The 21,096-nt window shown below is 67.9% G+C and carries 24 protein-coding genes and 1 pseudogene; 19 read left to right on the top strand and 6 right to left on the bottom strand.

Annotated elements, in window-relative coordinates; translation table 11 throughout:
- The first annotated feature begins 80 nt into the window (after nt 1-80).
- From ARC20_RS08655 to ARC20_RS08640, 4 genes are all read left to right on the top strand, one after another.
- Nucleotides 81-1,136 carry a class I SAM-dependent methyltransferase gene (locus tag ARC20_RS08655; protein WP_057646378.1) on the top strand — a complete coding sequence of 352 codons (1,056 nt, stop codon included), beginning with the start codon at nt 81-83 and terminating at the stop codon, nt 1,134-1,136.
- Entirely contained in the window at nt 1,133-1,840 is a 708-nt protein-coding gene (locus ARC20_RS08650; protein ID WP_057646377.1) for a pseudouridine synthase, read from the top strand. Before ARC20_RS08655 ends, ARC20_RS08650 begins: the two co-directional genes overlap by 4 nt.
- A complete protein-coding gene (locus ARC20_RS08645) occupies nt 1,786-2,520 on the top strand; it encodes an HAD family hydrolase (RefSeq protein WP_081418101.1) in 735 nt (244 codons plus the stop codon). Before ARC20_RS08650 ends, ARC20_RS08645 begins: the two co-directional genes overlap by 55 nt.
- Nucleotides 2,521-2,700: 180 nt before the next feature.
- The gene (locus ARC20_RS08640) at nt 2,701-3,399 is read left to right on the top strand and encodes an NYN domain-containing protein (protein ID WP_081418100.1); all 699 of its coding nucleotides are present in this window, start codon (nt 2,701-2,703) and stop codon (nt 3,397-3,399) included.
- Between the two features lie 5 nt (nt 3,400-3,404).
- On the opposite strand, the gene ARC20_RS08635 is transcribed toward ARC20_RS08640, so the two are convergent.
- From ARC20_RS08635 to ARC20_RS18770, 4 genes are all read right to left on the bottom strand, one after another.
- Complete coding sequence (locus tag ARC20_RS08635; protein WP_081418099.1) at nt 3,405-4,211, bottom strand: SDR family oxidoreductase; 807 nt, start codon at nt 4,209-4,211, stop codon at nt 3,405-3,407.
- 62 nt (nt 4,212-4,273) lie between these two features.
- Nucleotides 4,274-4,837: a DUF1415 domain-containing protein gene (locus ARC20_RS08630; protein WP_237642539.1), complete on the bottom strand. Its 564-nt coding sequence runs from the start codon at nt 4,835-4,837 to the stop codon at nt 4,274-4,276.
- On the bottom strand, nt 4,830-5,312 hold the full coding sequence (locus tag ARC20_RS08625) for a YajQ family cyclic di-GMP-binding protein (RefSeq protein ID WP_057646374.1): 483 nt from the start codon (nt 5,310-5,312) through the stop codon (nt 4,830-4,832). The genes ARC20_RS08630 and ARC20_RS08625 overlap by 8 nt, the downstream gene beginning before the upstream one ends.
- A 33-nt stretch (nt 5,313-5,345) precedes the next feature.
- Complete coding sequence (locus tag ARC20_RS18770) at nt 5,346-5,483, bottom strand: hypothetical protein (protein WP_237642544.1); 138 nt, start codon at nt 5,481-5,483, stop codon at nt 5,346-5,348.
- Here ARC20_RS18770 and ARC20_RS08620 point away from each other — a divergent pair.
- The 4 genes from ARC20_RS08620 to ARC20_RS08605 all read left to right on the top strand — a co-directional run bounded on the left by ARC20_RS08620 (nt 5,440) and on the right by ARC20_RS08605 (nt 9,017).
- Nucleotides 5,440-6,297 (top strand): DMT family transporter, encoded by an 858-nt coding sequence (locus ARC20_RS08620; RefSeq protein ID WP_237642543.1) that lies wholly within the window; start codon nt 5,440-5,442, stop codon nt 6,295-6,297. The genes ARC20_RS18770 and ARC20_RS08620 overlap by 44 nt on opposite strands.
- Before the next feature lie 112 nt (nt 6,298-6,409).
- Nucleotides 6,410-7,417 carry a methionine ABC transporter ATP-binding protein gene (locus tag ARC20_RS08615; protein WP_057646372.1) on the top strand — a complete coding sequence of 336 codons (1,008 nt, stop codon included), beginning with the start codon at nt 6,410-6,412 and terminating at the stop codon, nt 7,415-7,417.
- Nucleotides 7,414-8,112 carry a methionine ABC transporter permease gene (locus ARC20_RS08610; RefSeq protein ID WP_057646371.1) on the top strand — a complete coding sequence of 233 codons (699 nt, stop codon included), beginning with the start codon at nt 7,414-7,416 and terminating at the stop codon, nt 8,110-8,112. The genes ARC20_RS08615 and ARC20_RS08610 overlap by 4 nt, the downstream gene beginning before the upstream one ends.
- A gap of 101 nt (nt 8,113-8,213) precedes the next feature.
- Entirely contained in the window at nt 8,214-9,017 is an 804-nt protein-coding gene (locus ARC20_RS08605; RefSeq protein WP_057646370.1) for a MetQ/NlpA family ABC transporter substrate-binding protein, read from the top strand.
- 77 nt (nt 9,018-9,094) lie between these two features.
- Here the strand turns inward: ARC20_RS08605 and ARC20_RS08600 are convergent, their stop codons facing one another.
- Nucleotides 9,095-9,736 (bottom strand): OmpW/AlkL family protein, encoded by a 642-nt coding sequence (locus ARC20_RS08600; RefSeq protein ID WP_057646369.1) that lies wholly within the window; start codon nt 9,734-9,736, stop codon nt 9,095-9,097.
- A 185-nt stretch (nt 9,737-9,921) separates the two neighbouring features.
- Here ARC20_RS08600 and ARC20_RS08595 point away from each other — a divergent pair, with 185 nt between their 5' ends.
- The 4 genes and pseudogenes from ARC20_RS08595 to lpdA all read left to right on the top strand — a co-directional run bounded on the left by ARC20_RS08595 (nt 9,922) and on the right by lpdA (nt 14,493).
- Nucleotides 9,922-10,452, top strand: a complete 531-nt coding sequence (locus tag ARC20_RS08595; RefSeq protein WP_057646368.1) for a DNA-deoxyinosine glycosylase — start codon at nt 9,922-9,924, stop codon at nt 10,450-10,452.
- A gap of 98 nt (nt 10,453-10,550) precedes the next feature.
- Nucleotides 10,551-12,005 (top strand): annotated as a pseudogene (gene aceF, locus ARC20_RS08590) (dihydrolipoyllysine-residue acetyltransferase); the annotation flags it as partial.
- Nucleotides 12,002-12,655: a hypothetical protein gene (locus ARC20_RS08585; RefSeq protein WP_057646367.1), complete on the top strand. Its 654-nt coding sequence runs from the start codon at nt 12,002-12,004 to the stop codon at nt 12,653-12,655. The pseudogene aceF and the gene ARC20_RS08585, both read left to right, overlap by 4 nt.
- A gap of 20 nt (nt 12,656-12,675) precedes the next feature.
- Nucleotides 12,676-14,493: a dihydrolipoyl dehydrogenase gene (gene lpdA / locus ARC20_RS08580; RefSeq protein ID WP_057646366.1), complete on the top strand. Its 1,818-nt coding sequence runs from the start codon at nt 12,676-12,678 to the stop codon at nt 14,491-14,493.
- A 121-nt stretch (nt 14,494-14,614) separates the two neighbouring features.
- Here the strand turns inward: lpdA and ARC20_RS08575 are convergent, their stop codons facing one another.
- A complete protein-coding gene (locus ARC20_RS08575; RefSeq protein WP_057646365.1) occupies nt 14,615-15,430 on the bottom strand; it encodes an outer membrane beta-barrel protein in 816 nt (271 codons plus the stop codon).
- Between the two features lie 408 nt (nt 15,431-15,838).
- On the opposite strand from ARC20_RS08575, the gene ARC20_RS08570 reads away from it, so the two are divergent.
- From ARC20_RS08570 to atpG, 7 genes are all read left to right on the top strand, one after another.
- Nucleotides 15,839-16,207, top strand: a complete 369-nt coding sequence (locus ARC20_RS08570) for an ATP synthase subunit I (protein WP_181360131.1) — start codon at nt 15,839-15,841, stop codon at nt 16,205-16,207.
- Between the two features lie 29 nt (nt 16,208-16,236).
- Nucleotides 16,237-17,031, top strand: coding sequence for a F0F1 ATP synthase subunit A (atpB, locus tag ARC20_RS08565; RefSeq protein ID WP_057646363.1), 795 nt, complete (start codon nt 16,237-16,239; stop codon nt 17,029-17,031).
- Between the two features lie 63 nt (nt 17,032-17,094).
- Nucleotides 17,095-17,400, top strand: a complete 306-nt coding sequence (gene atpE / locus ARC20_RS08560) for a F0F1 ATP synthase subunit C (protein ID WP_057646362.1) — start codon at nt 17,095-17,097, stop codon at nt 17,398-17,400.
- Nucleotides 17,401-17,521: 121 nt separating this feature from the next.
- Nucleotides 17,522-17,992: a F0F1 ATP synthase subunit B gene (locus ARC20_RS08555; RefSeq protein WP_057646361.1), complete on the top strand. Its 471-nt coding sequence runs from the start codon at nt 17,522-17,524 to the stop codon at nt 17,990-17,992.
- Nucleotides 17,993-17,995: 3 nt separating this feature from the next.
- The gene (locus tag ARC20_RS08550) at nt 17,996-18,523 is read left to right on the top strand and encodes a F0F1 ATP synthase subunit delta (protein WP_057646360.1); all 528 of its coding nucleotides are present in this window, start codon (nt 17,996-17,998) and stop codon (nt 18,521-18,523) included.
- A gap of 46 nt (nt 18,524-18,569) precedes the next feature.
- On the top strand, nt 18,570-20,117 hold the full coding sequence (atpA, locus tag ARC20_RS08545) for a F0F1 ATP synthase subunit alpha (RefSeq protein WP_057646359.1): 1,548 nt from the start codon (nt 18,570-18,572) through the stop codon (nt 20,115-20,117).
- Between the two features lie 76 nt (nt 20,118-20,193).
- The gene (atpG, locus tag ARC20_RS08540) at nt 20,194-21,057 is read left to right on the top strand and encodes a F0F1 ATP synthase subunit gamma (RefSeq protein ID WP_057646358.1); all 864 of its coding nucleotides are present in this window, start codon (nt 20,194-20,196) and stop codon (nt 21,055-21,057) included.
- Nucleotides 21,058-21,096: the final 39 nt, after the last annotated feature.

The raw sequence follows: 21,096 nt of genomic DNA, 5'->3' as shown, positions 1-21,096 counted from the left end.
ATGCCGCGTGGACGCCGCGCCCGGCCGGACGGCACCACACAGGGGCGTAGAATGCCCGTCCCCGCACACCGTCCGACCCGATGTCCGCCGCCGCCGACGCTCCGCTGCACACCCTGTTCCTGCCCTTCGCCCAAGGCCTGCTGCGCTGGCCGCCCGGCCCCGTGCTGTTCCTGCGCGCCCGCGAGGGCTGGCCGCTGCGCGAGCAGGGGCAGGTGGCCCAGCTGGACTGCGTGCAGAGCTTCCGCCCGTTCGCCCAGGCGCTGGAGCGTGCCGGATGCACGGTGCATGCCGACATTCCGCAAGGCGACCCGCGCTACGCGCTGGTGCTCGTCCTGCCGCCGCGCCAGCGCGACGAAGCGCGCGCGCTGCTCGCGCAGGCGCTGGCGCACCTGGCGCCCGGCGGCATCGTCGTGGCCTGCCAGTCGAACAACGAGGGCGCCCGCTCCGGCGAAGCCGACCTCAAGCAGCTGGCCGGGCTGGGCGGCAACCTCACCAAGCACCACTGCCGGGTGTACTGGACCGCCCCGCAGCACGGTGGCCACGACGACGCCCTGGCGCAGCGCTGGGCGAAGCTGGATGCACCGCGCCCGGTGCTCGGCGGGCGCTTCACCAGCCGCCCGGGCGTGTTCGCCTGGGATCGGGCCGATCCGGCCTCGGTATTGCTGGCCGAACAACTGCCCGCCGACCTGGCGGGCCACGGCGCGGATCTCGGCGCGGGCTTCGGCTTCCTCTCGGCTGAAGTGCTCGCGCGCTGCCCGCGCGTGACCGGCCTGGACCTGTTCGAGGCCGAAGGCCGCGCACTGGCGCTGGCCGAGCGCAATCTCGCGCCGCTGGCCGGCCAAGTGGCGCTGGGCTACCACTGGCATGACGTCACCGCCGGCCTGCCGCGCAGCTACGACTTCATCGTCAGCAACCCGCCGTTCCACACGCCGGCGCGCGAAGACCGCCCGGACATCGGCCAGCGCTTCATCGCGGTGGCCGCGCAATCGCTGCGCCCGGGCGGGCGCCTGTTCGTGGTCGCCAACCGGCACCTGCCTTACGAGCAGATCCTCAACGACCGCTTCGGCGAAGTGCGCGTGGCCGCCGAGCGCGATGGCTTCAAGGCCATCGTGGCCCGCAAGGCAGGCCGCGCATGAAGCTGGTCAAGCACCTGGCCAACCTGGGCTACGGCAGCCGCAAGGACGTGACCTGGATGTTCCGCGAGGGCCGCATCACCGATGCCGCCGGCGAAGTGCTCTATGCCGACGACCAGGTCGCGCACGAGGACATCCGCGTGGATGGCGAGCCGCTCGACCCGCCCGCCGGGCTGACGGTATTGCTGCACAAGCCCGCCGGCTACACCTGTTCGACCAAGGACAGCGGCCGCTTGATCTACGACCTGCTGCCACCGCGCTTCCGCCTGCGCTCGCCGTTGCTTTCGCCGGTGGGCCGGCTCGACCGCGATACCAGCGGCCTGCTGCTGATGACCGACGACGGTGCGCTGCTGCACCGGATCGTTTCGCCCAAGTCGCGCCTGGACAAGGCGTACGAAGTGACCCTGGCGCAGGACCTGCGCGGCGACGAGGCCGCGCAATTCGCCAGTGGCACGCTGATGCTCGAATCGGAGGACAAGCCGTTGCTGCCTGCGGAGATGGACGTGCTGGGGCCGCGCGCGGCACGGCTGGTATTGCATGAAGGCCGCTACCACCAGGTGCGGCGGATGTTCGCCGCGGTGGGCAACCACGTCGACGCGCTGCACCGAAGCCGTGTCGGCGGGCTGGGCCTGGGCGACCTGCCGGAAGGGCAATGGCGCGTACTCGACGCGGCCGACCTGGCGCAGCTGTTCGGAGGCCAGGCGTGAACGTACCTGCGTTGCCGTTCCTGCCGCAGGCGGTGATCTTCGACATGGATGGCCTGATGCTCGACAGCGAGCGCGCCATCACCCGCTGCCTGTCCAAGGCGGCCAACGAGCAGGGCCACGCGATCGAGCCGGCGTTCTGGCTGCGCATGGTCGGCAAGGGCGATGCCGCCTGCCGCGCCATGCTCGCCGAGCGGATCGGTGACGACGCCGGGCAGGTGCTGCTGGATCGTTGCCATGTGCTGTACGACGAGGTCGTGGAAGCCGGCGTGCCGTTGCGGCCGGGCATCCTGGCGCTGCTCGACCTGCTGGTCGCGCGCCGCATCCCGCGCGCGGTGGCCACTTCCACGCGTCGCCCGCTGGCGCTGCGCAAGCTGGCCGCGGCCGACCTGCTGCGTCGCTTCGATACCGTGTGCACCAGCAGCGATGTCGTGCATCCCAAGCCGGCGCCGGATATCTACCTGCTCGCCGCCGAACGCCTGCGCGTGGCGCCGGCGCAATGCCTGGTGCTGGAGGATTCGCCGACCGGCGTGCGTGCCGCGCTGGCGGCAGGCATGACGCCGATCCAGGTGCCCGACCTGCTGGCGCCGGACGAGGAAGTGCGCGCGATGGGGCATCGCATCGTCAACTCGTTGTCCGATGCGCAGAAGCTGCTGGAGCTGCGGTTGGAGGCGGGGGCGTAGCCTGCGACAGTGGCGAGATTTCCGACAGGAATATCATTCAAAAGCCGAGTTGACGACGCGCTACACCAAGGCTAAATTGGCTCCACGACTCCCCCCTTGTCGCGTCATCATTGACTCACCGGCTTGGGAAGAAAAAACCGCCGCAAGGCGGTTTTTTCATGCCCGAAGGATCAGGTGGGAATGGTCAGGAAGACAGCGGTCCATATCGACGGATACAACCTCTACTACGGACGCCTGCGCGGCACGCGCTTCAAGTGGCTGGACGTGGTGTCGCTGTTCGAAGGCCTGTTGCGTCGGCAGGATGCGGACGCGGAGCTGCAGCTGGTTCGCTATTTCACGTCACCCGCGCTCGGCCGCTTCGCTACCCATGGCGAGGCCTCGGTGCTGGCACAGCAGGATTACCATCGCGCGCTGCGGGCACTGCACCCGCAGCGCCTGCTCATGACATTCGGCCACCACAGCATGGATCGCGGTGGCACATGGCTTCCCGAATACATCGCCGGCGCATCCTGCGACCGTCGCCGGCGCGTCCGCGTCTGGAAGATCGAAGAGAAGCAGACCGACGTCAATCTCGCGTTGGCAATGTACCGGGATGCGGCTTCGGGAAACTTCCAGCAGCTCGTCGTGTGCACCAACGACAGCGATGTTGCGCCAGCCTTGGCTGCGATACGCGAGGATTTCCCCGGCATTAGGCTGGGCGTGGTGGCCCCGCGTCCGCCTGCCTTGGCGCGCGAGCGCGCCCGTGCGGCCAGTGCGACGTTGGCGCTCCACGCGGATTGGGTGGTGCGCCACCTGCTGGACGAAGAACTGGCGCGGACACAGTTGCCGCCACGCGTTCCAGTGCGCAAGCGGGCCATTGCCCGGCCCGCCCACTGGTGACCGTTTCAGGCGTACTGCATCTTCCGCGTCATGCCGCCATCGACAATGAAGTCCTGGGCCGTGATGAATCCCGACAAGGCAGGCGCCAATAGATAGACCGCCAGTTGCGCGATATCGCCCGGCACGCCCACGCGGCCCGCCGGATGCTGCGCGTGATCCTGCCGCGACAGCTTCGGCTGGCGGCGACGTGACGGCGCGCGCCATGCATCGGTCGCGATCCAGCCCGGGCTGATGCTGTTCACGCGTATCCGCGGCCCTTCGCTCATCGCCAAGGCGTGGGTGAAGGCCACCAGTCCGCCTTTCGCCGCGGCGTAGGCCTCGCTGTGGGGTTCGGACTGCCATGCGCGGGTCGAGGCGATGTTGACGATCGCGCCACCGCCTTCCGATTGCGCCAGGTCTGGCAGCGCATGCTTGCTGCACAGGAACGCCCCGTGCAGGCTCGAGAGCCGGCGTTGCCATTGCGCCCAATCAAGCGCGGGCAGCGGCGCGACATGCGGATCGGCGATGCCCGCGTTGTTGACCAGGCCGTCGATCCGGCCGAAGCGCTTCAACGCCGCGGCGACGAAGGCCGCCACGCTGCGCTCATTGGCCACGTCCAGCCGCTTGAACAGCGAGCGGGCCGGCAAGGCCCATTCGGCCAGGCACGCGCGCCCGGCCTCGATGTCGAGATCACCGATCGCTACCGTGCCACCCGCACCGAGCACGGCCTGCGCGATGCCGCGTCCAATCCCCTGCGCACCCCCGGTGACGAGGATGACGCGGCCGGCCAGCGGCTGCTCGGGCCAGGGGGTGAGGGGAGGGGCCAGGGTCAAGGCGGTGCCTGCATGTGGAGGAACGCCATCATCGCGCGCCGGCGTGCAACGCGCGTGCACGCTCAGTCGCGCAGCAGCTTCCGCCAGCCCTCGACGCCCAGCTTCTCCAGCGTTTCCAGGTTGCGCTCGACGATCACGTCCGGATCCGGGAACGCCGCCACCGCGCGCTCCACGCTGTCCTCGCGCAGCAGGTGCAGCGTCGGCCACGGCGAGCGGTTGGTGAAGTTGCCCACGTCATCCGGCGCGGTGCCGGCGAACTGGTACTGCGGGTGGAAGCTGGCCACCTGCAGGAGGCCTTGCAGGTCCAGCGCGTCGAGCGCGGCGTCGGCGTTGTCGAGGAAGTCGTTGTAGTCGAGGAAATCCTCGAGCACGAACGGGTGCACGATGAGCGTCGTGTCGATCTCCTCGGCGGGCGTGTCGCGCAGGCGCAGCAGTTCCTCGGCCAGTTCCTCCAGCAGCGCTTCGGGCGTGCTGGCGTCGCTGAGCACCAGGCGCACCTGCTGCTTGACATACACCGCCTTGGCGAACGGGCACAGGTTCAGCCCGATCACCGCGCGTTCGATCCAGCGCCGCGTGTCGCCGAGATAGTCCGGCGCGCCGGCGTCGAGGGCGGGCAGGTCAGTCACGGAAGTTGTCGTACTGCAGCGGCAGCTCGAACTCGCTCTTGCGCAGCAGCGCGATCACTTCCTGCAGGTCGTCGCGCTTCTTGCCGGTGACGCGCAGCTTGTCGCCGTTGATCTGGGTCTCGACCTTGATCTTGGCTTCCTTGATCTTCGCGGCGATCTGCTTGGCCAGCTTCTGCTCGATGCCCTGCTTGACCGTGATCTTCTGCCGCGCGCCGGCCAGGTTGGTTTCCACGTCGCCGAATTCCAGGCAGCGCGCGTCGATCTGGCGGGCGATCAGGCGCGCGCGCAGGATGTCGGTCATCTGCTTGAGCTGGAAATCGCTCGGGGCGGACTGGTTGATGATCTTGTCGTCGAGCTCGAACTTGGCATCCACGCCCTTGAAATCGAAACGGGTGGACAGTTCGCGGTTGGCCTGGTCGACCGCGTTGGTGAGTTCGTGCTTGTCGACTTCCGACACGACGTCGAAGGAAGGCATGGCGGGCTCCTGTGGGGCTTGCGGGCGGTGATTTTAGTCGATCACGCCGGAGGCGTCGTGGCGGGCCGGCTGCGGCGATAATGCCGCCATGTCGACTTCCCGTTCTCCCTTGGCCGCGGTGGCCTGGATGCTTGCGGCCGTGGTGTGCTTCTCCGGCATGGATGCGGGCATGAAGCTGCTTTCGGCCCATTACCCGGTGTTGCAGGTCACGCTGCTGCGCGGCGCCGCCTCGCTGCCGTTCGTGTTGGTGTGGGTGCTGCTCACCGCCGGGCCGCGGTCGATCCTGCCGGTGCGCTGGCCGCTGCACCTGCTGCGCGGCGTGCTCGGCATCGCGATGATCGGCTGCTTCGTCTACGCGCTGCAGGACCTGCCGCTCTCCACCGCCTACACGATCTACTTCGTCGCCCCGCTGCTGGTGGCCGCGCTGTCGGTGCCGCTGCTCGGCGAGCGGGTCGGCCCGCGCCGCTGGACGGCGATCGGCATCGGGCTGGTCGGGGTGATCGTGGTGCTGCGCCCGGGCGTGGATGGCTTGATCTCCTTCCCCGGCCTGATGGTGCTGCTGGCGGCCACGGCCTATGCCATCGCCGCGGTCACGGTGAGCCTGCTGACCCGCACCGATACCCCGCAGTCGATGGTGGTGTGGTTCCTGGCGCTGATGGCGCTGGGCGCCGGGCTGCTGGCCATCCCCGGCTGGGTGCCGCTGCGGGCCGAGCACGGGTGGTTGATCGCCGGCATGGGCCTGGCCGGCGCGCTGGGCCAGATCGCCCTGACCCAGGCCTTCCTGCGCGGCGAGGCCTCGATGATCGCCCCGCTCGAATACACCGGGCTGGTCTGGGTGATCGGCTGGGATTGGCTGCTCTGGCGAACCCTGCCCGATGGCTGGACCTGGACGGGCGCTGCGATCATCGTCGCCAGCGGCCTGTACCTGCTGCGGCGCGAGCGGGTGCGGCAGGTCGAGCATGCCCGCCAGATCGATCACCCCTGACGGCCGGAGCCCGGCACTTAGAACAAAAGGGAATAAGTAGGCCGGGCAAAGCGCGGGCGCGGCCGGCCCGCCGCTGGTAGGCTGCACGCCCCCCACGTCCGATGTCCGCGCGGTGATCGAATTCCAGCGCCTGCACAAGTCCTATGAAGTCGGCGGCCGCCCGGTCGCCGCGCTGCAACCGCTCGACCTGAGCATCGGTGCCGGCGAGGTATTCGGCATCATCGGCCACTCCGGCGCCGGCAAGTCGACCCTGATCCGGCTGATCAACCGGCTCGAGGAGCCCACCGGCGGGCGGCTGCTGATCGACGGCGAGGACGTGACCGCGCTGGACCGCGAAGGCCTGCGCGCGCTGCGCCGGCGCATCGGCATGATCTTCCAGCACTTCAACCTGCTGTCCTCGCGCACGGTGGCCGGCAACGTGGCCTTCCCGCTGGAGCTGGCCGGCCTGCCGAAGGCCGAGATCGCCAGCCGCGTGCAGGCGCTGCTGGCGCGCGTGGGCCTGGAAGCGCATGCAGGCAAGTATCCGGCGCAGCTGTCCGGCGGGCAGAAGCAGCGCGTGGGCATCGCCCGCGCGCTGGCCACCCAGCCGCGCATCCTGCTGTGCGACGAGGCCACCAGCGCGCTCGACCCGCAGACCACCGGCGCGGTGCTGCAGCTGCTGGCCGAGATCAACCGCGAGCTCGGCCTGACCATCGTGCTGATCACCCACGAGATGGAAGTGATCCGCCGCGTCTGCGACCGCGTGGCCGTGCTCGATAACGGCCAGCTGGTCGAAAGCGGCCCGGTCACCCAGGTGTTCCTGCATCCGCAACACCCCACCACGCGCCGCTTCGTCGCCGAAGCCGAGCACGTGGACGAGGGCGAGCTGCATCGCGACTTCGCCGCCGTGCAGGGCCGCATCGTGCGCCTGACCTTCCTCGGCGGGGATACCTACCAGCCGCTGCTGGGCCGCATCGCGCGCGAGACCGGCGTGGACTACAACATCCTCAGCGGGCGCATCGACCGCATCAAGGACACGCCTTACGGCCAGCTCACCGTCGCGCTGGTGGGCGGCGACCAGGCCGCGGCGCGCGCCGCGTTCACCGCCGCCGGCGTCACCGTGGAGGACCTGCGCCCGTGAACCCCGTGCTCATCGCCGCCGCGGACGGCTTCTTCCGCAACCTCGACGCCCGCAAGTGGGCCGACATCGGCCAGGCCACGCTGGACACCCTGCTGATGCTCGGCGGCGCGCTGCCGCTCACCTTGCTGATCGGCCTGCCGCTGGGCGTGCTGCTGTTCCTGAGCGGCTCGGCGCAACTGCGCCGCCGGCCGGTGCTGCACGGCGTACTGGCGTTCGTGGTGAATCTGCTGCGCTCGGTTCCTTTCATCATCCTGATGATCGCGATGATCCCGCTCACCCTGTTCGTCATGGGCACCTCGCTGGGCGTGCGCGGGGCGATCCTGCCGCTGGTGGTGGGCGCGGCGCCGTTCTACGCGCGCCTGGTGGAAACCGCCCTGCGCGAGGTGGACCGTGGCGTGGTCGAGGCCAGCCAGGCCATGGGGGCCACCACCTGGCAGCTGGTGTCCAAGGTCCTGCTGCCCGAAGCGCTGCCCGGGCTGATCGCCGGCGCCACGGTGACCACCATCGCGCTGATCGGCTTCACCGCGATGGGCGGCGCGATCGGTTCCGGCGGCCTGGGCGACGTGGCCTACCGCGAGGGCTACCTGCGCTCGCATGCCGATGTCGCGCTGGTCACGGTGATCGCGCTGCTGGTGCTGGTGCAGCTGCTGCAGATGCTCGGCGACCGCCTGGTTGCCCGCTACTCGCGGCGCTGAGCGCGCCGCGGCCGGATGCCGCCCGGCCATGCCGCCGGTGCGGCGAACCTGTTACGTTCCATGGCGGCCGCCGGCCGCTCCTCCCCGAACCCGGATCCACCATGAAGAAGACCCTGTTCCGCTCCGCCCTGATCGCCGCGACCTTCGCGCTGGCCGCCTGCGGCCGTTCCGGAGGCCAGGCCGGCAGCGAGCACCTGACTGTGGCCGCCACCGCCGTGCCGCATGCCGAGATCCTGGAAGTGGTCAAGCCGATCCTGGAGAAGGAAGGCCTGCAGCTGGAAGTGCGCGTGTTCAACGACTACGTGCAGCCCAACGACCAGGTCGCGCAGAAGCAGATCGACGTCAACTACTTCCAGACCGAGCCCTACCTGGATGCCTACAACCGCGACCGCGGCAGCCAGCTGGTCACCATCGTCGGCGTGCACATCGAACCGTTCGGCGCGTACTCGCACCGCTTCAAGTCGCTGGCCGACCTGCCGCAGGGCGCCGAAGTGGCGATCCCGAACGACCCCAGCAACAACAGCCGCGCGCTGATCCTGCTGGACAAGGCCGGGGTCATCAAGCTCAAGGACCCGAGCAACGCGCTGTCCACGCAGCGCGACATCGTCGAGAACCCGAAGCAGCTGAAGTTCCGCGAGCTGGACTCGGCGATGCTGCCGCGCGTGCTGGAGCAGGTGGACCTGGCGATGATCAACACCAACTACGCGCTGGACGCGGGCCTGAACCCGACCCAGGACGCACTGGTGATCGAGAGCAAGGATTCGCCGTACGTGAACTTCCTGGTCGGCCGCCCCGACAACAAGGACGACCCGCGCGTGCAGAAGTTGGCCAAGGCGCTTACCAGCCCGGAAGTGAAGGCCTTCATCGAGCAGAAGTACCACGGCGCGGTGCTGCCGGCGTTCTGAGCCGTCGCGCGCTGGCCGCCAGACAGCAGAAAGGGCCCGCAAGGGCCCTTTCCTTTTTGCAGCGTCGGACGCGGGTCTTAGAAGCGCGCGCCCAGGCCGATGCCCACGGTCCACGGGTCGACCTTCAGGTCTTCGCCGGTACCGGCGCCGCCCACGTTGAGTTCCGGGCGCGAATGCATGTAGCGCGCGTCGGCACGGGCGAACCAGGTCGAGTTGATGTTCATGTCCACGCCCACGGTGCCGATGGCGCCCTTGGCGGTGTCGAGCGAGACGTGCTGGCCGCTGGCCGAGGCGCCGTCGATCTTCTCGTTGCTGAAGTTCGACTCGTAGTAGCCCACGCCGACGAACGGGCGGAAGGTGTTGTCCGCCTGGCCGAAGTGGTACTGGGCGCTCAGCGCCACCGGCTGCTGCTCGACGGTGCCGATCTTGCCGGCGTCGCCGCGCACGCGGTGGTTGAACTTGTCGGCCGCGCCCCACAGTTCAACGGCGAAGTTGTCGTTGATGTAGTAGCTGGCACTGATGGTCGGCGCCGGGCCGCCGTCGATCTTGCGGATGCCGGCGGCCGCGTCGTCCTTCGGCTGCAGCAGGGTGACGCCACCGGTGACTGCCCAATGCTTGCCCGAGGCGGTGTCGGCGGTGGTGCTGTCCTGCGCGAACGCGGACGGCGCGAAGGCGAGAGCGGAAACGGCGGCCAGGCCCAGGATGGAAATGTTGCGCATGAGGTGACTCCTCTTTCTTTTATTCTTGGGTCCGCGAATCGCGGACGCCGCCAACCTAAGAAAATGCGGATGAATCGAAACATGCTCGCGAACGCGCACCGCCCCATGCGTTCAGGAACTTTCCGTCCATCGCCCGTGCGCATTGGCGATGCGTCGCGCGGGGCTTTCATGCAGATGAAACGCGCGTGAGCGAACCGGCGCGTATCCAGGGCCTGCCTGCGCAGATCGCGGGCGATTGCCGCGTGTTGGTGCTCGGTTCGATGCCGGGCGTGGCGTCGCTGCAGGCAGCGCGCTACTACGCGCATCCGCGCAACCGCTTCTGGCCGTTGATGTCGCAGCTGCTGGGGATCGACGCCACGGCGCAGTACCCCGCGCGCCTGGCCCAGCTGCAGGCGCGCGGCGTCGGCCTGTGGGACGTGATCGGCGAATGCGTGCGCCCCGGCAGCCTGGATGCGTCGATTGACCGCACCAGCGTCATGCCCAATGACTTGCCCGGGCGCATCGCCACGCTGGCGGACCTGCGCGCCGTCGCCTGCAATGGGGCCGAAGCCCATCGGCTCTGGCTGCGCTGGATCGCCCCGCGCCTGCCGGCCGAGTTGCGGGAACTGCCGGTGCTGGCGCTGCCATCGACCAGCCCGGCCAACGCGGCGTTCGGCCTTGAACGGCTCGCCGAGGCCTGGCGTCCGCTGCGGGGCGCGCTGTCCCCAGGGCCATGAAGCCCACGCCATCGGGGGCTGGACTATGCGCCTGCGTATCGTGCCGGGGCGAACGCTTCGTCCCGCCGCCGTGGCCACTATTTCGCCGGTAACGGTTGGCGCGTGGGCCCCAGCCAGCCACAATAGGCGTTTCCCCACCTGTTGCCCGGAGTACTGTAATGGCCGAAATCAAGGAAGCACTTGTCCCCGATATCGGTGACTACAGCGATATCCCGGTGATCGAGGTGCTGGTCGCCGTGGGCGACACGGTCAAGAAGGACCAGGGCCTGGTGACGCTGGAATCGGACAAGGCCACGATGGAAGTGCCGTCGTCGGTGTCCGGCGTGGTCAAGGAAATCAAGGTCAAGGTCGGCGACACGATGTCCGAAGGCGGGCTGGTCGCGCTGATCGAGGTCGCCGAGGGTGGCGAGGCCAAGCCGGCCGCCGCCGCGCCCGCCAAGGCCGAAGCGCCCAAGCAGGTCGCCGCCGCCGAGACCGGCACGAAGGTGGAGCCGGTCGCCCCGTCGCCGCAGCCGGACAAGCTGGCGCAGCGCGAGATCGCCCAGGAAGACGCCGCGCCCGCCGCGCAGCCGTCGGCCGGCGCGCGCAACGTGCCGCCGGTGACCTTCGACGCCGACAGCGTGCTGCCGTCCAAGGTGGCCTATGCCAGCCCGGCCGTGCGCGTGTTCGCGCGCGAACTCGGCGTGGACCTGCTGCAGCTCAAGGGCACCGAGAAGGGTGGCCGCATCACCCGCGAGGACGTGCAGCGTTACGTCAAGGCCGCGCTCAGCGGTGGCGTGCCCGCCGCGGGCGGCGCCGTGGCCGGCGGTGGCGGCCTGAACCTGCTGCCGTGGCCGAAGGTGGACTTCAGCAAGTTCGGCGAGACCGAAACCCAGCCGCTGTCGCGCATCAAGAAGATCTCCGGCGCCAACCTGGCGCGCAACTGGGCGATGATCCCGCACGTCACCCAGTTCGAGCAGGCCGACATCACCGACCTGGAAGCCCTGCGCGTGGCCCTCAACAAGGAAAACGAGAAGGCCGGCATCAAGCTGACCATGCTCGCCTTCCTGATCAAGGCCAGCGCCGCGGCGCTGAAGAAGTTCCCCGAATTCAACGCCTCGCTGGACGCCAGCGGCGAGAACCTCACGTTGAAGAAGTACTTCAACATCGGTTTTGCCGCCGACACGCCGAACGGCCTGGTCGTGCCGGTGATCCGCGACGTGGACAAGAAGGGCGTGGTCGAGATCGCGCAGGAAACCGGCGAGCTGGCCAAGAAGGCGCGCGACGGCAAGCTGGGCCCGGCCGACATGAGCGGCGGCTGCTTCTCGATCAGCTCGCTGGGCGGCATCGGTGGCACCGCGTTCACCCCGATCGTCAACGCGCCGGAAGTGGCCATCCTCGGCGTGTCGAAGTCCTCGATCCAGCCGGTGTGGGACGGCAAGCAGTTCCAGCCCAAGCTGATGCTGCCGCTGTCGCTGAGCTACGACCACCGCGTCATCGACGGCGCGCTGGCCGCGCGCTTCACCACCTACCTGGGCCAGGTGCTCGCCGACATGCGTCGCGTGCTGCTGTGAGGGCAGGCCTGCTGATCGCGGTCGCGGCGCTGGCCGCGGCCGCCCCGGTGTCCGCGCTGGCCTGGGGCAGCTGCAGCGTCAACCTCGGCCGTGGCTGGCCGCCGGCCGTGGGCAACTACGGCGGCGCGGTGGAGAAGCTGTTCGATGGCGACAAGGTGCCGGCGCTGTCGCTGGTGACCCTGCCGCCGCGCGGCGTGGAAACCGGCGTGGCGCTGTACCCGGCTGCCGACGGTGGCGAGTGGACGCTGCGTTACAGCCGCGCCGACGAGCGCGTCTACAGCTGGATCGCCAACGGCGCGCGCAGCGGCGTGCAGCTGAACACCGAACAGGTGCCGGAAAGCTTCGAGATCCCGATCCCGGCCGCGCTGGCGCAGCGCCTGCTCAGTGGCTGGAGCAGCGCACTCGGCCAGATGTCGCCGCAGGGCCGCGATGCCCCGGTGATGGACGGCGAGGTGCTGTCGTTCGTGGTCAACGGCGTGCGCTACAGCGGCGCGCGCCCGACCTGCGGCGCAGGCGAGCTGATGTTGCAACAGGTCGCGCTGCTGATCGAGGCCAGCGAAGGCAAGGAAAAGAAGCGCGAGAAGCGCTGGAACGAAATCGAATCGTCGCTGGATGAACTCCAGCAGGCGCTGGCCGGCACTGCCGGCTGATCCCCCACAGGAGAAGTTTCATGGCTGTCATCGAAATCAAGGTCCCGGACATCGGCGACTACAGCGACGTCCCGGTCATCGAGGTGCTCGTCGCCGTCGGCGACAAGGTCGCCAAGGACCAGGGCCTGGTGACGCTGGAATCGGACAAGGCCACCCTGGAAGTGCCTTCCAGCGCCGCCGGCGTGGTGAAGGAACTGAAGGTCAAGCTCGGCGACACGCTGTCGCAGGGCGACGTCGTGTTGCTGCTCGAAGCCGAAGGCGAGGGCGCCGCGCCCGCGCCGACCGCCGCCAAGCCGGAGCCGGCCAAGGTCGAGGCCCCGGCCAGCAAGCCGCCGGTGACCCCGTCGCACCGCGCCCCGGCCGAGCCGGCCGCGCCGAAGCCGGCGCTGTCCACCGGCAAGCCGGCCGACATCGAATGCCGCATCGTCGTGCTGGGCTCGGGCCCCGGCGGCTACACCGCCGCGTTCCGCGCCGCCGACCTCGGCCTGGACACCGTGCTGGTCGAGCGCTACAGCGCGCTGGGCGGCGTGTGCCTCAACGTCGGCTGCATCCCGTCCAAGGCGCTGCTGCACGCGGCCAACATCATCGACGAGGCGCACCACGCCGGCGAAGACCTGGGCATCGAGTTCGGCAAGCCGAAGATCACCCTGGACAAGCTGCGCAGCTACAAGGAAAAGGTGGTCGGCAAGCTCACCGGCGGCCTGGCCGCGATGGGCAAGCAGCGCGAGGTGCGCGTGGTGCAGGGCACTGGCACGTTCGTGTCGCCGAACGAGCTGGAGATCGTCGGCGCCGATGGCAAGACCCAGCTGCTGCGCTTCGAGCAATGCATCATCGCCGCCGGTTCGCAGGCGGTGAAGCTGCCGAACTTCCCGTGGGACGACAAGCGCGTGATGGATTCCACCGACGCGCTGGACCTGGCCGACGTGCCGAAGAAGCTGCTCGTCGTCGGCGGCGGCATCATCGGCCTGGAAATGGCGACCGTGTACGGCGCGCTGGGCAGCCAGGTCACCGTGGTCGAGTTCATGGACCAGCTGATGCCGGGCGCCGACAAGGACCTGGTCAAGCCGCTGGCCGACCGCCTGAAGAAGCAGGGCATCGAAGTCCACCTCAAGACCAAGGCCGCCGGCGTGAAGGCCGACAAGGCCGGCATCACCGTCAGCTTCGAAGCCGCCGCCGAAGGCGAGAAGCCGGCGCTGGAATCGGGCACCTATGATCGCGTGCTGGTGGCCGTGGGCCGTTCGCCGAACGGCAAGAAGATCGGCGCCGAGCAGGCGGGCGTTACCGTGAGCGACCGCGGCTTCATTCCGGTCGACCGCCAGATGCGCACCAACCAGCCGCACATCTTCGCCATCGGCGACATCGTCGGTAACCCGATGCTGGCCCACAAGGCCACGCACGAAGGCAAGCTGGCCGCCGAAGTGGCCGCCGGCGAGAAGAAGGAGTGGGTGGCACGGGTGATTCCGTCGGTGGCCTACACCAACCCGGAAATCGCCTGGGTCGGCGTGACCGAGACCGAAGCCAAGGCCAAGGGCCTGAAGGTCGGCGTGGCGAAGTTCCCGTGGGCGGCCTCGGGTCGCGCGATCGGCATCGGCCGCACCGAAGGCTTCACCAAGCTGATCTTCGACGAGGAAACCCATCGCGTGATCGGTGGCGCCATCGTCGGCGTGCATGCGGGTGACCTGCTGGCGGAAATCGGCCTGGCCATCGAGATGGGCGCGGAAGCCGAGGACATCGGCCGCACCATCCACGCGCATCCGACGTTGAGCGAATCGGTCGGCATGAGCGCGGAGATCTACGACGGCACCATCACCGACCTGTATATCCCGAAGAAGAAGTAAGCAAAGCTGCTTCGGATGCAGAACGCGGAACGCCCCCGGATACCGGGGGCGTTCTTGTTTGTGCAGTGGCCATCGCATTGGATGGCAGGCATCGGGCGCGCGGCTCGACGCCTCCTGGCAATCAGAACGCCAGGGTCACGCCCGCCACCGGGCCCTTGAACTCCTGCTTCAGGCCGATCAGGCCATCGCTGCCACTCTTGTCCACGTCGAGCTTGAACCAGTCGTAGCCGGCGAAGATGCCGAAGTTGCGGGTGAAGCGGTATTCGACGATGGCGTTGGCACGGGTGAGGTCGCCGTCGTAATCGTCGAAGCTGCCCCAGTTGGTGTTGAGGTACTGGCCCTGCACGTTGAACAGCCAGTGCTCGCTCGGACGCGCGGTGAAGCGCACGCCGACCACCGGCGCCACGCCGTCCTCGCTCTCGTCGGCGAAGGTGCCCTGGTAGAGATCGGGGCCCAGGTCGGCGTAGCCGGTCGCTTCGACCTTGGCCCACTCCGCACCCAGTTCCAGGCCCATGCTGAAGTGCTCGGTGTCCACCACCGAGTAGTCGTACACCAGGCTGGCGACCTGGTACTTCAGTTCGCCCTTGATGAAGCTGCCGGCGGGCACGGTGACGCCTTCGTAGCTGTAGGTGTCACCCAACTCCTCGCGGCGATCCTTGTCGTACTTGAAGTAGTCGAAGATCAGGCGCTGGCGCTGGCTGATGCGGAACGTGCCGTCCACGCGCGGCTCCCATTCCTTGCCACCAAAGTCGAAGTCCTGCGCGAAGGAGATGTCGTTGCCCATCACGTCGGTGCTGCCGCGGATGGTGTTGTTGTTATCGATGTTCATCATGCCCAGGCGCAGCTCGAAGCGGTCGTCGGTGTCCGCGGCGTGGGCGGGCATCGCGAAGGCGGCGGCCAGGGCGAAAGCGAGGGAGGAAGGAACCAGGTACTTCATGCGGGGGAACTCCGATGTTCGCGGCAACAACGCCAAGTGCGGCGACTATCGGCAACCGCCGGTCGAACATCGGTGAACAGGTTGTCCAGCGTGTGTGAAACGCTGGCGTATGGAAGGCGCGGGTGGGGCCGGCGCGCCTTCCGGGCGGGATTGCCCCCCCGGGAAAGGTGAAGCCCCGGTTGCCCGGGGCTTCTGGGGCCTGACTTAGGAGCTGTCGACGAGGTTGAAACGCAGGCCTCGGGAGATCTGACCCCGCCCGCGGGTGGAAGTTCCCGGGCAAAAACATGCTGCGGTGCGGCAGGAGGGTGACTTGTCCCGGTTGTCTCGCGATTCGCCCAATTGCTATAATTTGGCGGCTCGACGAGGCGCATCCGCGCCCAACCTCCTCCAAACCGTTAAGGGATACGTGTGCTGAACTCCGTTGACTCGGGTCGGCGGCTGATGCTGCGCGCAGCGCTGTATCCCCTGCTGGCGGTAGTAGTGGCAGCAGCAGGTTTCTACCTGCTGTCGGGCCTGAAACAGGCGCTGGCGGTCCTGCTGACCGGCCTGGCGACTGTGGCGGGCGGGTGGTTGGCAGCGCGTACCGCGCTGGGTGGCGGGGTCCAGGCCGCAGGCGCGGCGATGGCCCGGCTGATCCTGGCGATGGTGTTCAAGTGGGTGCTCGTCATTGCGGCGCTGGTCCTGGGCTTCGGCCTGTGGCGGCTGCCGCCCCTGGGGTTGCTGGCGGGTATCGCCATCGGCCTCATCTTCCAGGTGCTGGCTCTGGCCAAGCGCTGACCGAATTCATAAATCAAGGTTCCGGACACATGGCGGGCGAGGCAGAAACCCCTACCTCCTATATCCAGCATCACCTGCATAACCTCACCTTCCATATCCAGGAAGGCGGTTTCTGGGCGATCCACGTCGACACCATCGTGACCGCGGTGCTGATGGGCCTGGTCATGGTCGTCGCCTTCTGGCTCGGCACCCGCAACGCCACCTCCGGCGTGCCGGGCAAGTGGCAGGCGTTCGTGGAGATCTGCCTGGAGTTCGTCGACCGCCAGGCCAAGGACACCTACCACGGCCACAGCAAGCTGGTGACGCCCATCGCGATCACCATCTTCTTCTGGATCCTGTTGATGAACCTCATCAAGATGATCCCGGCCGACTTCATCGCCATCCCGCTCGGCTGGGCCGGCATCCACTTCTGGAAGCCGGTGCCCACCGCCGACGTCAATGCCACCCTGGGCATGTCGATCAGCGTGTTCTTCCTGATGCTGTTCTTCGCGCTGAAGTCCAAGGGCCTGGGCGGTTTCACCAAGGAATTCCTGACGGCGCCGTTCGGCAAGTGGATGCTGCCGTTCAACCTGATCCTCAACATCGTCGAATGGCTGAGCAAGCCGATTTCGCTGGCGATGCGACTGTTCGGCAACATGTTCGGCGGCGAGATCGTCTTCCTGCTGATCTGGGTGCTGGGCGGCGCGGGCCTGTTCGGCGCCATCGCCGGTGGCGCGTTCGGCCTGGGCTGGATGCTGTTCCACCTGCTGGTGATTCCGCTGCAGGCGTTCATTTTCATGATGCTGTCGATCGTGTACCTGAGCCTGTCGGAAGACAGCCACTAAGCTTTCACCGTTTCACCCTTCATCCGTTTCATCACCCTTAGCAAAACGTTCCTGGAGACAACCATGTTCCTCGCCGTCCTGACCAACTTCGCCCAGATCCAGAGCTCCACCGCCCTTGCCGTCGGCATCATGATCGGCCTCGCCGCGCTGGGCGCCGGTCTGGGCCTGGCCATCATGGCCGGCAAGTTCCTGGAGTCGGCCGCCCGCCAGCCGGAACTGATCCCGGTCCTGCAGGTCCGCATGTTCATCACCGCCGGCCTGATCGACGCCGCGTTCATCATCAGCGTCGCCGTCGGCCTGCTGCTGGCCTTCGCCAACCCGCTGTCCGCCGCGCTGGCCGAAGCGGCCGCCAAGGCCGTCGCGGGCTGATCCAGCGATAGCGGGATGCGGCCGGAGCCCGCCAGGCGGGTTCCGGCTGCGGATGAAGGTTAGGACGCGCCGCCCTTCGGGGCGGTGCGGCCACCCCGTCAACATCGATTGAGCGAACCCCATGGATATCGGCTTTACTCTCATTGCCCAGGCGCTGGCGTTTGCCGGTCTGATCTGGATCGTCGCGACCAAGATCTGGCCGCCGCTGATGAAGGCGATCGAAGAGCGCCAGCAGAAGATCGCCGAAGGCCTTGCCGCGGCTGATCGCAGCCAGAAAGACCTGGCGCAGGCGCAGGAAAAGGTCAACGAGGCGCTGAAGGAAGCCCGCACCAAGGCCAACGAGATCATCGACCAGGCCCACGCGCGCGCCAACCAGATCGTCGACGCCGCCAAGAGCGAGGCCATCGCCGAGGCGAACCGTCAGAAGGACCTGGCCCAGGCCGAGATCGACGCGGCTGCCACGCGTGCCCGCGAAGACCTGCGCAAGCAGGTGTCGGCGCTGGCCGTGAGCGGCGCGGAAAAGCTGCTCAAGCGCGAGATCGACGCCAACGCGCACAAGGCGCTGCTGGACGAACTCGCTTCGGAGATCTGATTCATGAGCCAGGCCCTCACCCTTGCCCGTCCGTACGCCCGCGCCGCTTTCGCGATCGCGCGCGACGAAGGCCGCTTCCCGCAGTGGGGCGATGCGCTGTCGTTCTCGGCGCAGGTCGCCGGCGACCCGCGCGTGGCCGGACTGCTGCTGAACCCGGAGCTGGGCCAGGGCGATGCCGTGGGCCTGCTCGCCCCCGAAGGCGCCAGCGAGGAATTCCAGCGCTTCCTTGCGCTGCTGGCGCAGTCGCAGCGTTTGACCCTGCTGCCCGAGATCTCCGGCCTGTATGACCAGCTGCGCGCCGATGCCGAGCGTGTGGTCAAGGCCACCGTCACCAGCGCCGCGGAACTGGCGCCGGCCGAGCTGGACAAGATCGTCACGGCGCTGAAGAAGCGCTTCGGCCGCGAGGTGGAAGTCACCACCGCGGTCGATGCCTCGCTGATCGGCGGCGCGGTGATCGACGCCGGCGACGTCGTGATCGACGGCTCGGTCAAGGGCAAGCTCGAGCGCCTGCAGAACTCGCTCGCACACTGAATTCTCATAAACGCGCGGCCTTGCGGCCGGCACCTAGGACTGAACGATGGCAACCACGCTCAACCCCTCCGAAATCAGCGAACTGATCAAGACCCGCATCGAGAAGGTCAAGCTGTCCGCAGAGTCGCGCAACGAAGGCACCGTGACCAGCGTGTCCGACGGCATCGTGCGCATCTTCGGCCTGGCCGACGCGATGCAGGGCGAAATGATCGAACTGCCGAACAACACCTTTGCGCTGGCGCTGAACCTGGAGCGCGACTCGGTCGGCGCCGTGGTCCTGGGTGACTACGAGCACCTGCGCGAGGGCGACGTGGCCAAGACCACCGGCCGCATCCTCGAAGTGCCAGTCGGCAAGGAACTGCTGGGCCGCGTGGTGAACGCACTGGGCGAGCCCATCGACGGCAAGGGTCCGCTGGGTGCCCAGCTGACCGCGCCGGTCGAGCGCGTCGCGCCGGGCGTGATCTGGCGCAAGTCGGTCGACCAGCCGGTGCAGACCGGTTACAAGTCGGTCGACTCGATGATCCCGATCGGCCGTGGCCAGCGCGAGCTGATCATCGGCGACCGCCAGACCGGCAAGACCGCGATGGCCATCGACGCCGTCATCAACCAGAAGGGCACCGGCATCAAGTGCGTGTACGTGGCGATCGGCCAGAAGGCCTCGACCGTCGCGAACATCGTGCGCAAGCTGGAAGAGAACGGCGCCCTGGCCCACACCATCGTCGTGGCCGCCACCGCGTCCGAGTCGGCCGCCATGCAGTACATCTCGGCCTACGCCGGCTGCACCATGGGCGAGTACTTCATGGACCGCGGCGAAGACGCGCTGATCGTGTACGACGACCTGTCCAAGCAGGCCGTGGCGTACCGCCAGATCTCGCTGCTGCTCAAGCGTCCGCCGGGCCGCGAAGCCTACCCGGGCGACGTGTTCTACCTGCACTCGCGCCTGCTCGAGCGTGCGGCCCGCGTGTCGGCCGAGTACGTCGAGAAGTTCACCAATGGCGAGGTGAAGGGCAAGACCGGTTCGCTGACCGCGCTGCCGATCATCGAGACCCAGGCCGGCGACGTCTCCGCGTTCGTGCCGACCAACGTGATCTCGATCACCGACGGCCAGATCTTCCTGGAAACCGACCTGTTCAACGCCGGCATCCGTCCGGCCGTGAACGCCGGTATCTCGGTGTCGCGCGTCGGTGGCGCCGCCCAGACCAAGATCATCAAGAAGCTGTCGGGCGGCATCCGCATCTCGCTCGCCCAGTACCGTGAGCTGGCTGCGTTCGCGCAGTTCGCCTCGGACCTGGACGAAGCCACCCGCAAGCAGCTCGAGCGCGGCCAGCGCGTCACCGAGCTGATGAAGCAGAAGCAGTACCTGCCGATGTCCATCGCCAACCAGGCGCTGACCATCTACGCCGTCAACGAGGGCTACCTCGACGACGTGCCGGTCGCCAAGCTGCTGTCGTTCGAAGACGGCCTGCACGCCCACTTCGCCAACACCCAGGGCGAGCTGGTCGGCAAGATCAACAGCACCGGCGACTGGAACGGCGACATCGAGGCCGCTTTCAAGAAGGGCATCGAAGAATTCAAGACCACCGGCAGCTGGTAATACCGGCAACCGGGCAGGGTGACGGGGCGCGGCGACGTGCCCCGGCCCAACCAGACAGCGATCAGAGCGAGCGAAGATGGCAGGCGGACGCGAAATCAAAACCAAGATCAAGAGCGTGCAGAACACCCGCAAGGTGACGCGCGCGCTCGAAATGGTCTCGGCCTCGAAAATCCGCAAGGCCCAGGAGCGGATGAAGACCTCGCGGCCGTACGCGCAGGCGATGAAGCAGGTGATCGGCCACCTGGCGCAGGCCAGCACCGATTACCAGCACCCGTTCCTGGTCGAGCGTGAGCAGGTGAAGCGGGTCGGCTACATCGTGGTCTCTTCCGACCGCGGCCTGGCCGGCGGCCTCAACAACAACCTGTTCCGCAAGATGCTGGGCGAAATGCGCCAGTGGCAGGACAAGGGCGCCGACGTGGACGTGGTGACCATCGGCCAGAAGGCGTCGACCTTCTTCCGCCGGGTCAAGGTCGACATGGTCGGCAGCGTCACCCACCTGGGCGACACCCCGCACGTGGAGCAGCTGGTCGGCGTGATCAAGGTCATGCTGGACGCCTTCACCGAAGGCCGCGTGGACCGCGTGTACCTGGTCTACAACCACTTCGTGAACACGATGACGCAGAAGGCCAGCTTCGACCAGCTGCTGCCGCTGCCGGCATCCGAAGCGAAGGTCGCCCACCACGACTGGGATTACCTGTACGAACCCGATGCCGCGACCGTGCTCGAGCACGTGATGACGCGCTACATCGAGTCGCTGGTGTACCAGGCCGTGCTGGAGAACGTGGCGTCCGAGCACGCCGCGCGCATGGTGGCCATGAAGGCCGCCAGCGACAACGCCAGCAAGCTGATCGGCACCCTGCAACTGGTCTACAACAAGGCCCGCCAGGCAGCGATCACCCAGGAAATTTCCGAAATCGTCGGCGGCGCAGCGGCAGTCTGACGCGCGCGGCTCAACAGCATCACTTCTAGAGGATCCATC

The sequence above is a fragment of the Stenotrophomonas panacihumi genome (genome assembly GCF_001431645.1).
Taxonomy (GTDB): Bacteria; Pseudomonadota; Gammaproteobacteria; order Xanthomonadales; family Xanthomonadaceae; genus Stenotrophomonas_A; species Stenotrophomonas_A panacihumi.
This window is presented reverse-complemented; position numbering and strand designations above follow the sequence as displayed.

Coding starts and splice junctions, on each gene's coding strand:
- ARC20_RS08655 (WP_057646378.1), top strand. CDS start 81: ATGTCCGCCGCCGCCGACGCTCCGCTGCACACCCTGTTCCTGCCCTTC.
- ARC20_RS08650 (WP_057646377.1), top strand. CDS start 1,133: ATGAAGCTGGTCAAGCACCTGGCCAACCTGGGCTACGGCAGCCGCAAG.
- ARC20_RS08645 (WP_081418101.1), top strand. CDS start 1,786: ATGGCGCGTACTCGACGCGGCCGACCTGGCGCAGCTGTTCGGAGGCCA.
- ARC20_RS08640 (WP_081418100.1), top strand. CDS start 2,701: ATGGTCAGGAAGACAGCGGTCCATATCGACGGATACAACCTCTACTAC.
- ARC20_RS08625 (WP_057646374.1), bottom strand. CDS start 5,312: ATGCCTTCCTTCGACGTCGTGTCGGAAGTCGACAAGCACGAACTCACC.
- ARC20_RS08620 (WP_237642543.1), top strand. CDS start 5,440: ATGCTTGCGGCCGTGGTGTGCTTCTCCGGCATGGATGCGGGCATGAAG.
- ARC20_RS18770 (WP_237642544.1), bottom strand. CDS start 5,483: ATGCCCGCATCCATGCCGGAGAAGCACACCACGGCCGCAAGCATCCAG.
- ARC20_RS08605 (WP_057646370.1), top strand. CDS start 8,214: ATGAAGAAGACCCTGTTCCGCTCCGCCCTGATCGCCGCGACCTTCGCG.
- ARC20_RS08600 (WP_057646369.1), bottom strand. CDS start 9,736: ATGCGCAACATTTCCATCCTGGGCCTGGCCGCCGTTTCCGCTCTCGCC.
- lpdA (WP_057646366.1), top strand. CDS start 12,676: ATGGCTGTCATCGAAATCAAGGTCCCGGACATCGGCGACTACAGCGAC.
- ARC20_RS08575 (WP_057646365.1), bottom strand. CDS start 15,430: ATGAAGTACCTGGTTCCTTCCTCCCTCGCTTTCGCCCTGGCCGCCGCC.
- atpB (WP_057646363.1), top strand. CDS start 16,237: ATGGCGGGCGAGGCAGAAACCCCTACCTCCTATATCCAGCATCACCTG.
- atpE (WP_057646362.1), top strand. CDS start 17,095: ATGTTCCTCGCCGTCCTGACCAACTTCGCCCAGATCCAGAGCTCCACC.
- ARC20_RS08555 (WP_057646361.1), top strand. CDS start 17,522: ATGGATATCGGCTTTACTCTCATTGCCCAGGCGCTGGCGTTTGCCGGT.
- ARC20_RS08550 (WP_057646360.1), top strand. CDS start 17,996: ATGAGCCAGGCCCTCACCCTTGCCCGTCCGTACGCCCGCGCCGCTTTC.
- atpA (WP_057646359.1), top strand. CDS start 18,570: ATGGCAACCACGCTCAACCCCTCCGAAATCAGCGAACTGATCAAGACC.
- atpG (WP_057646358.1), top strand. CDS start 20,194: ATGGCAGGCGGACGCGAAATCAAAACCAAGATCAAGAGCGTGCAGAAC.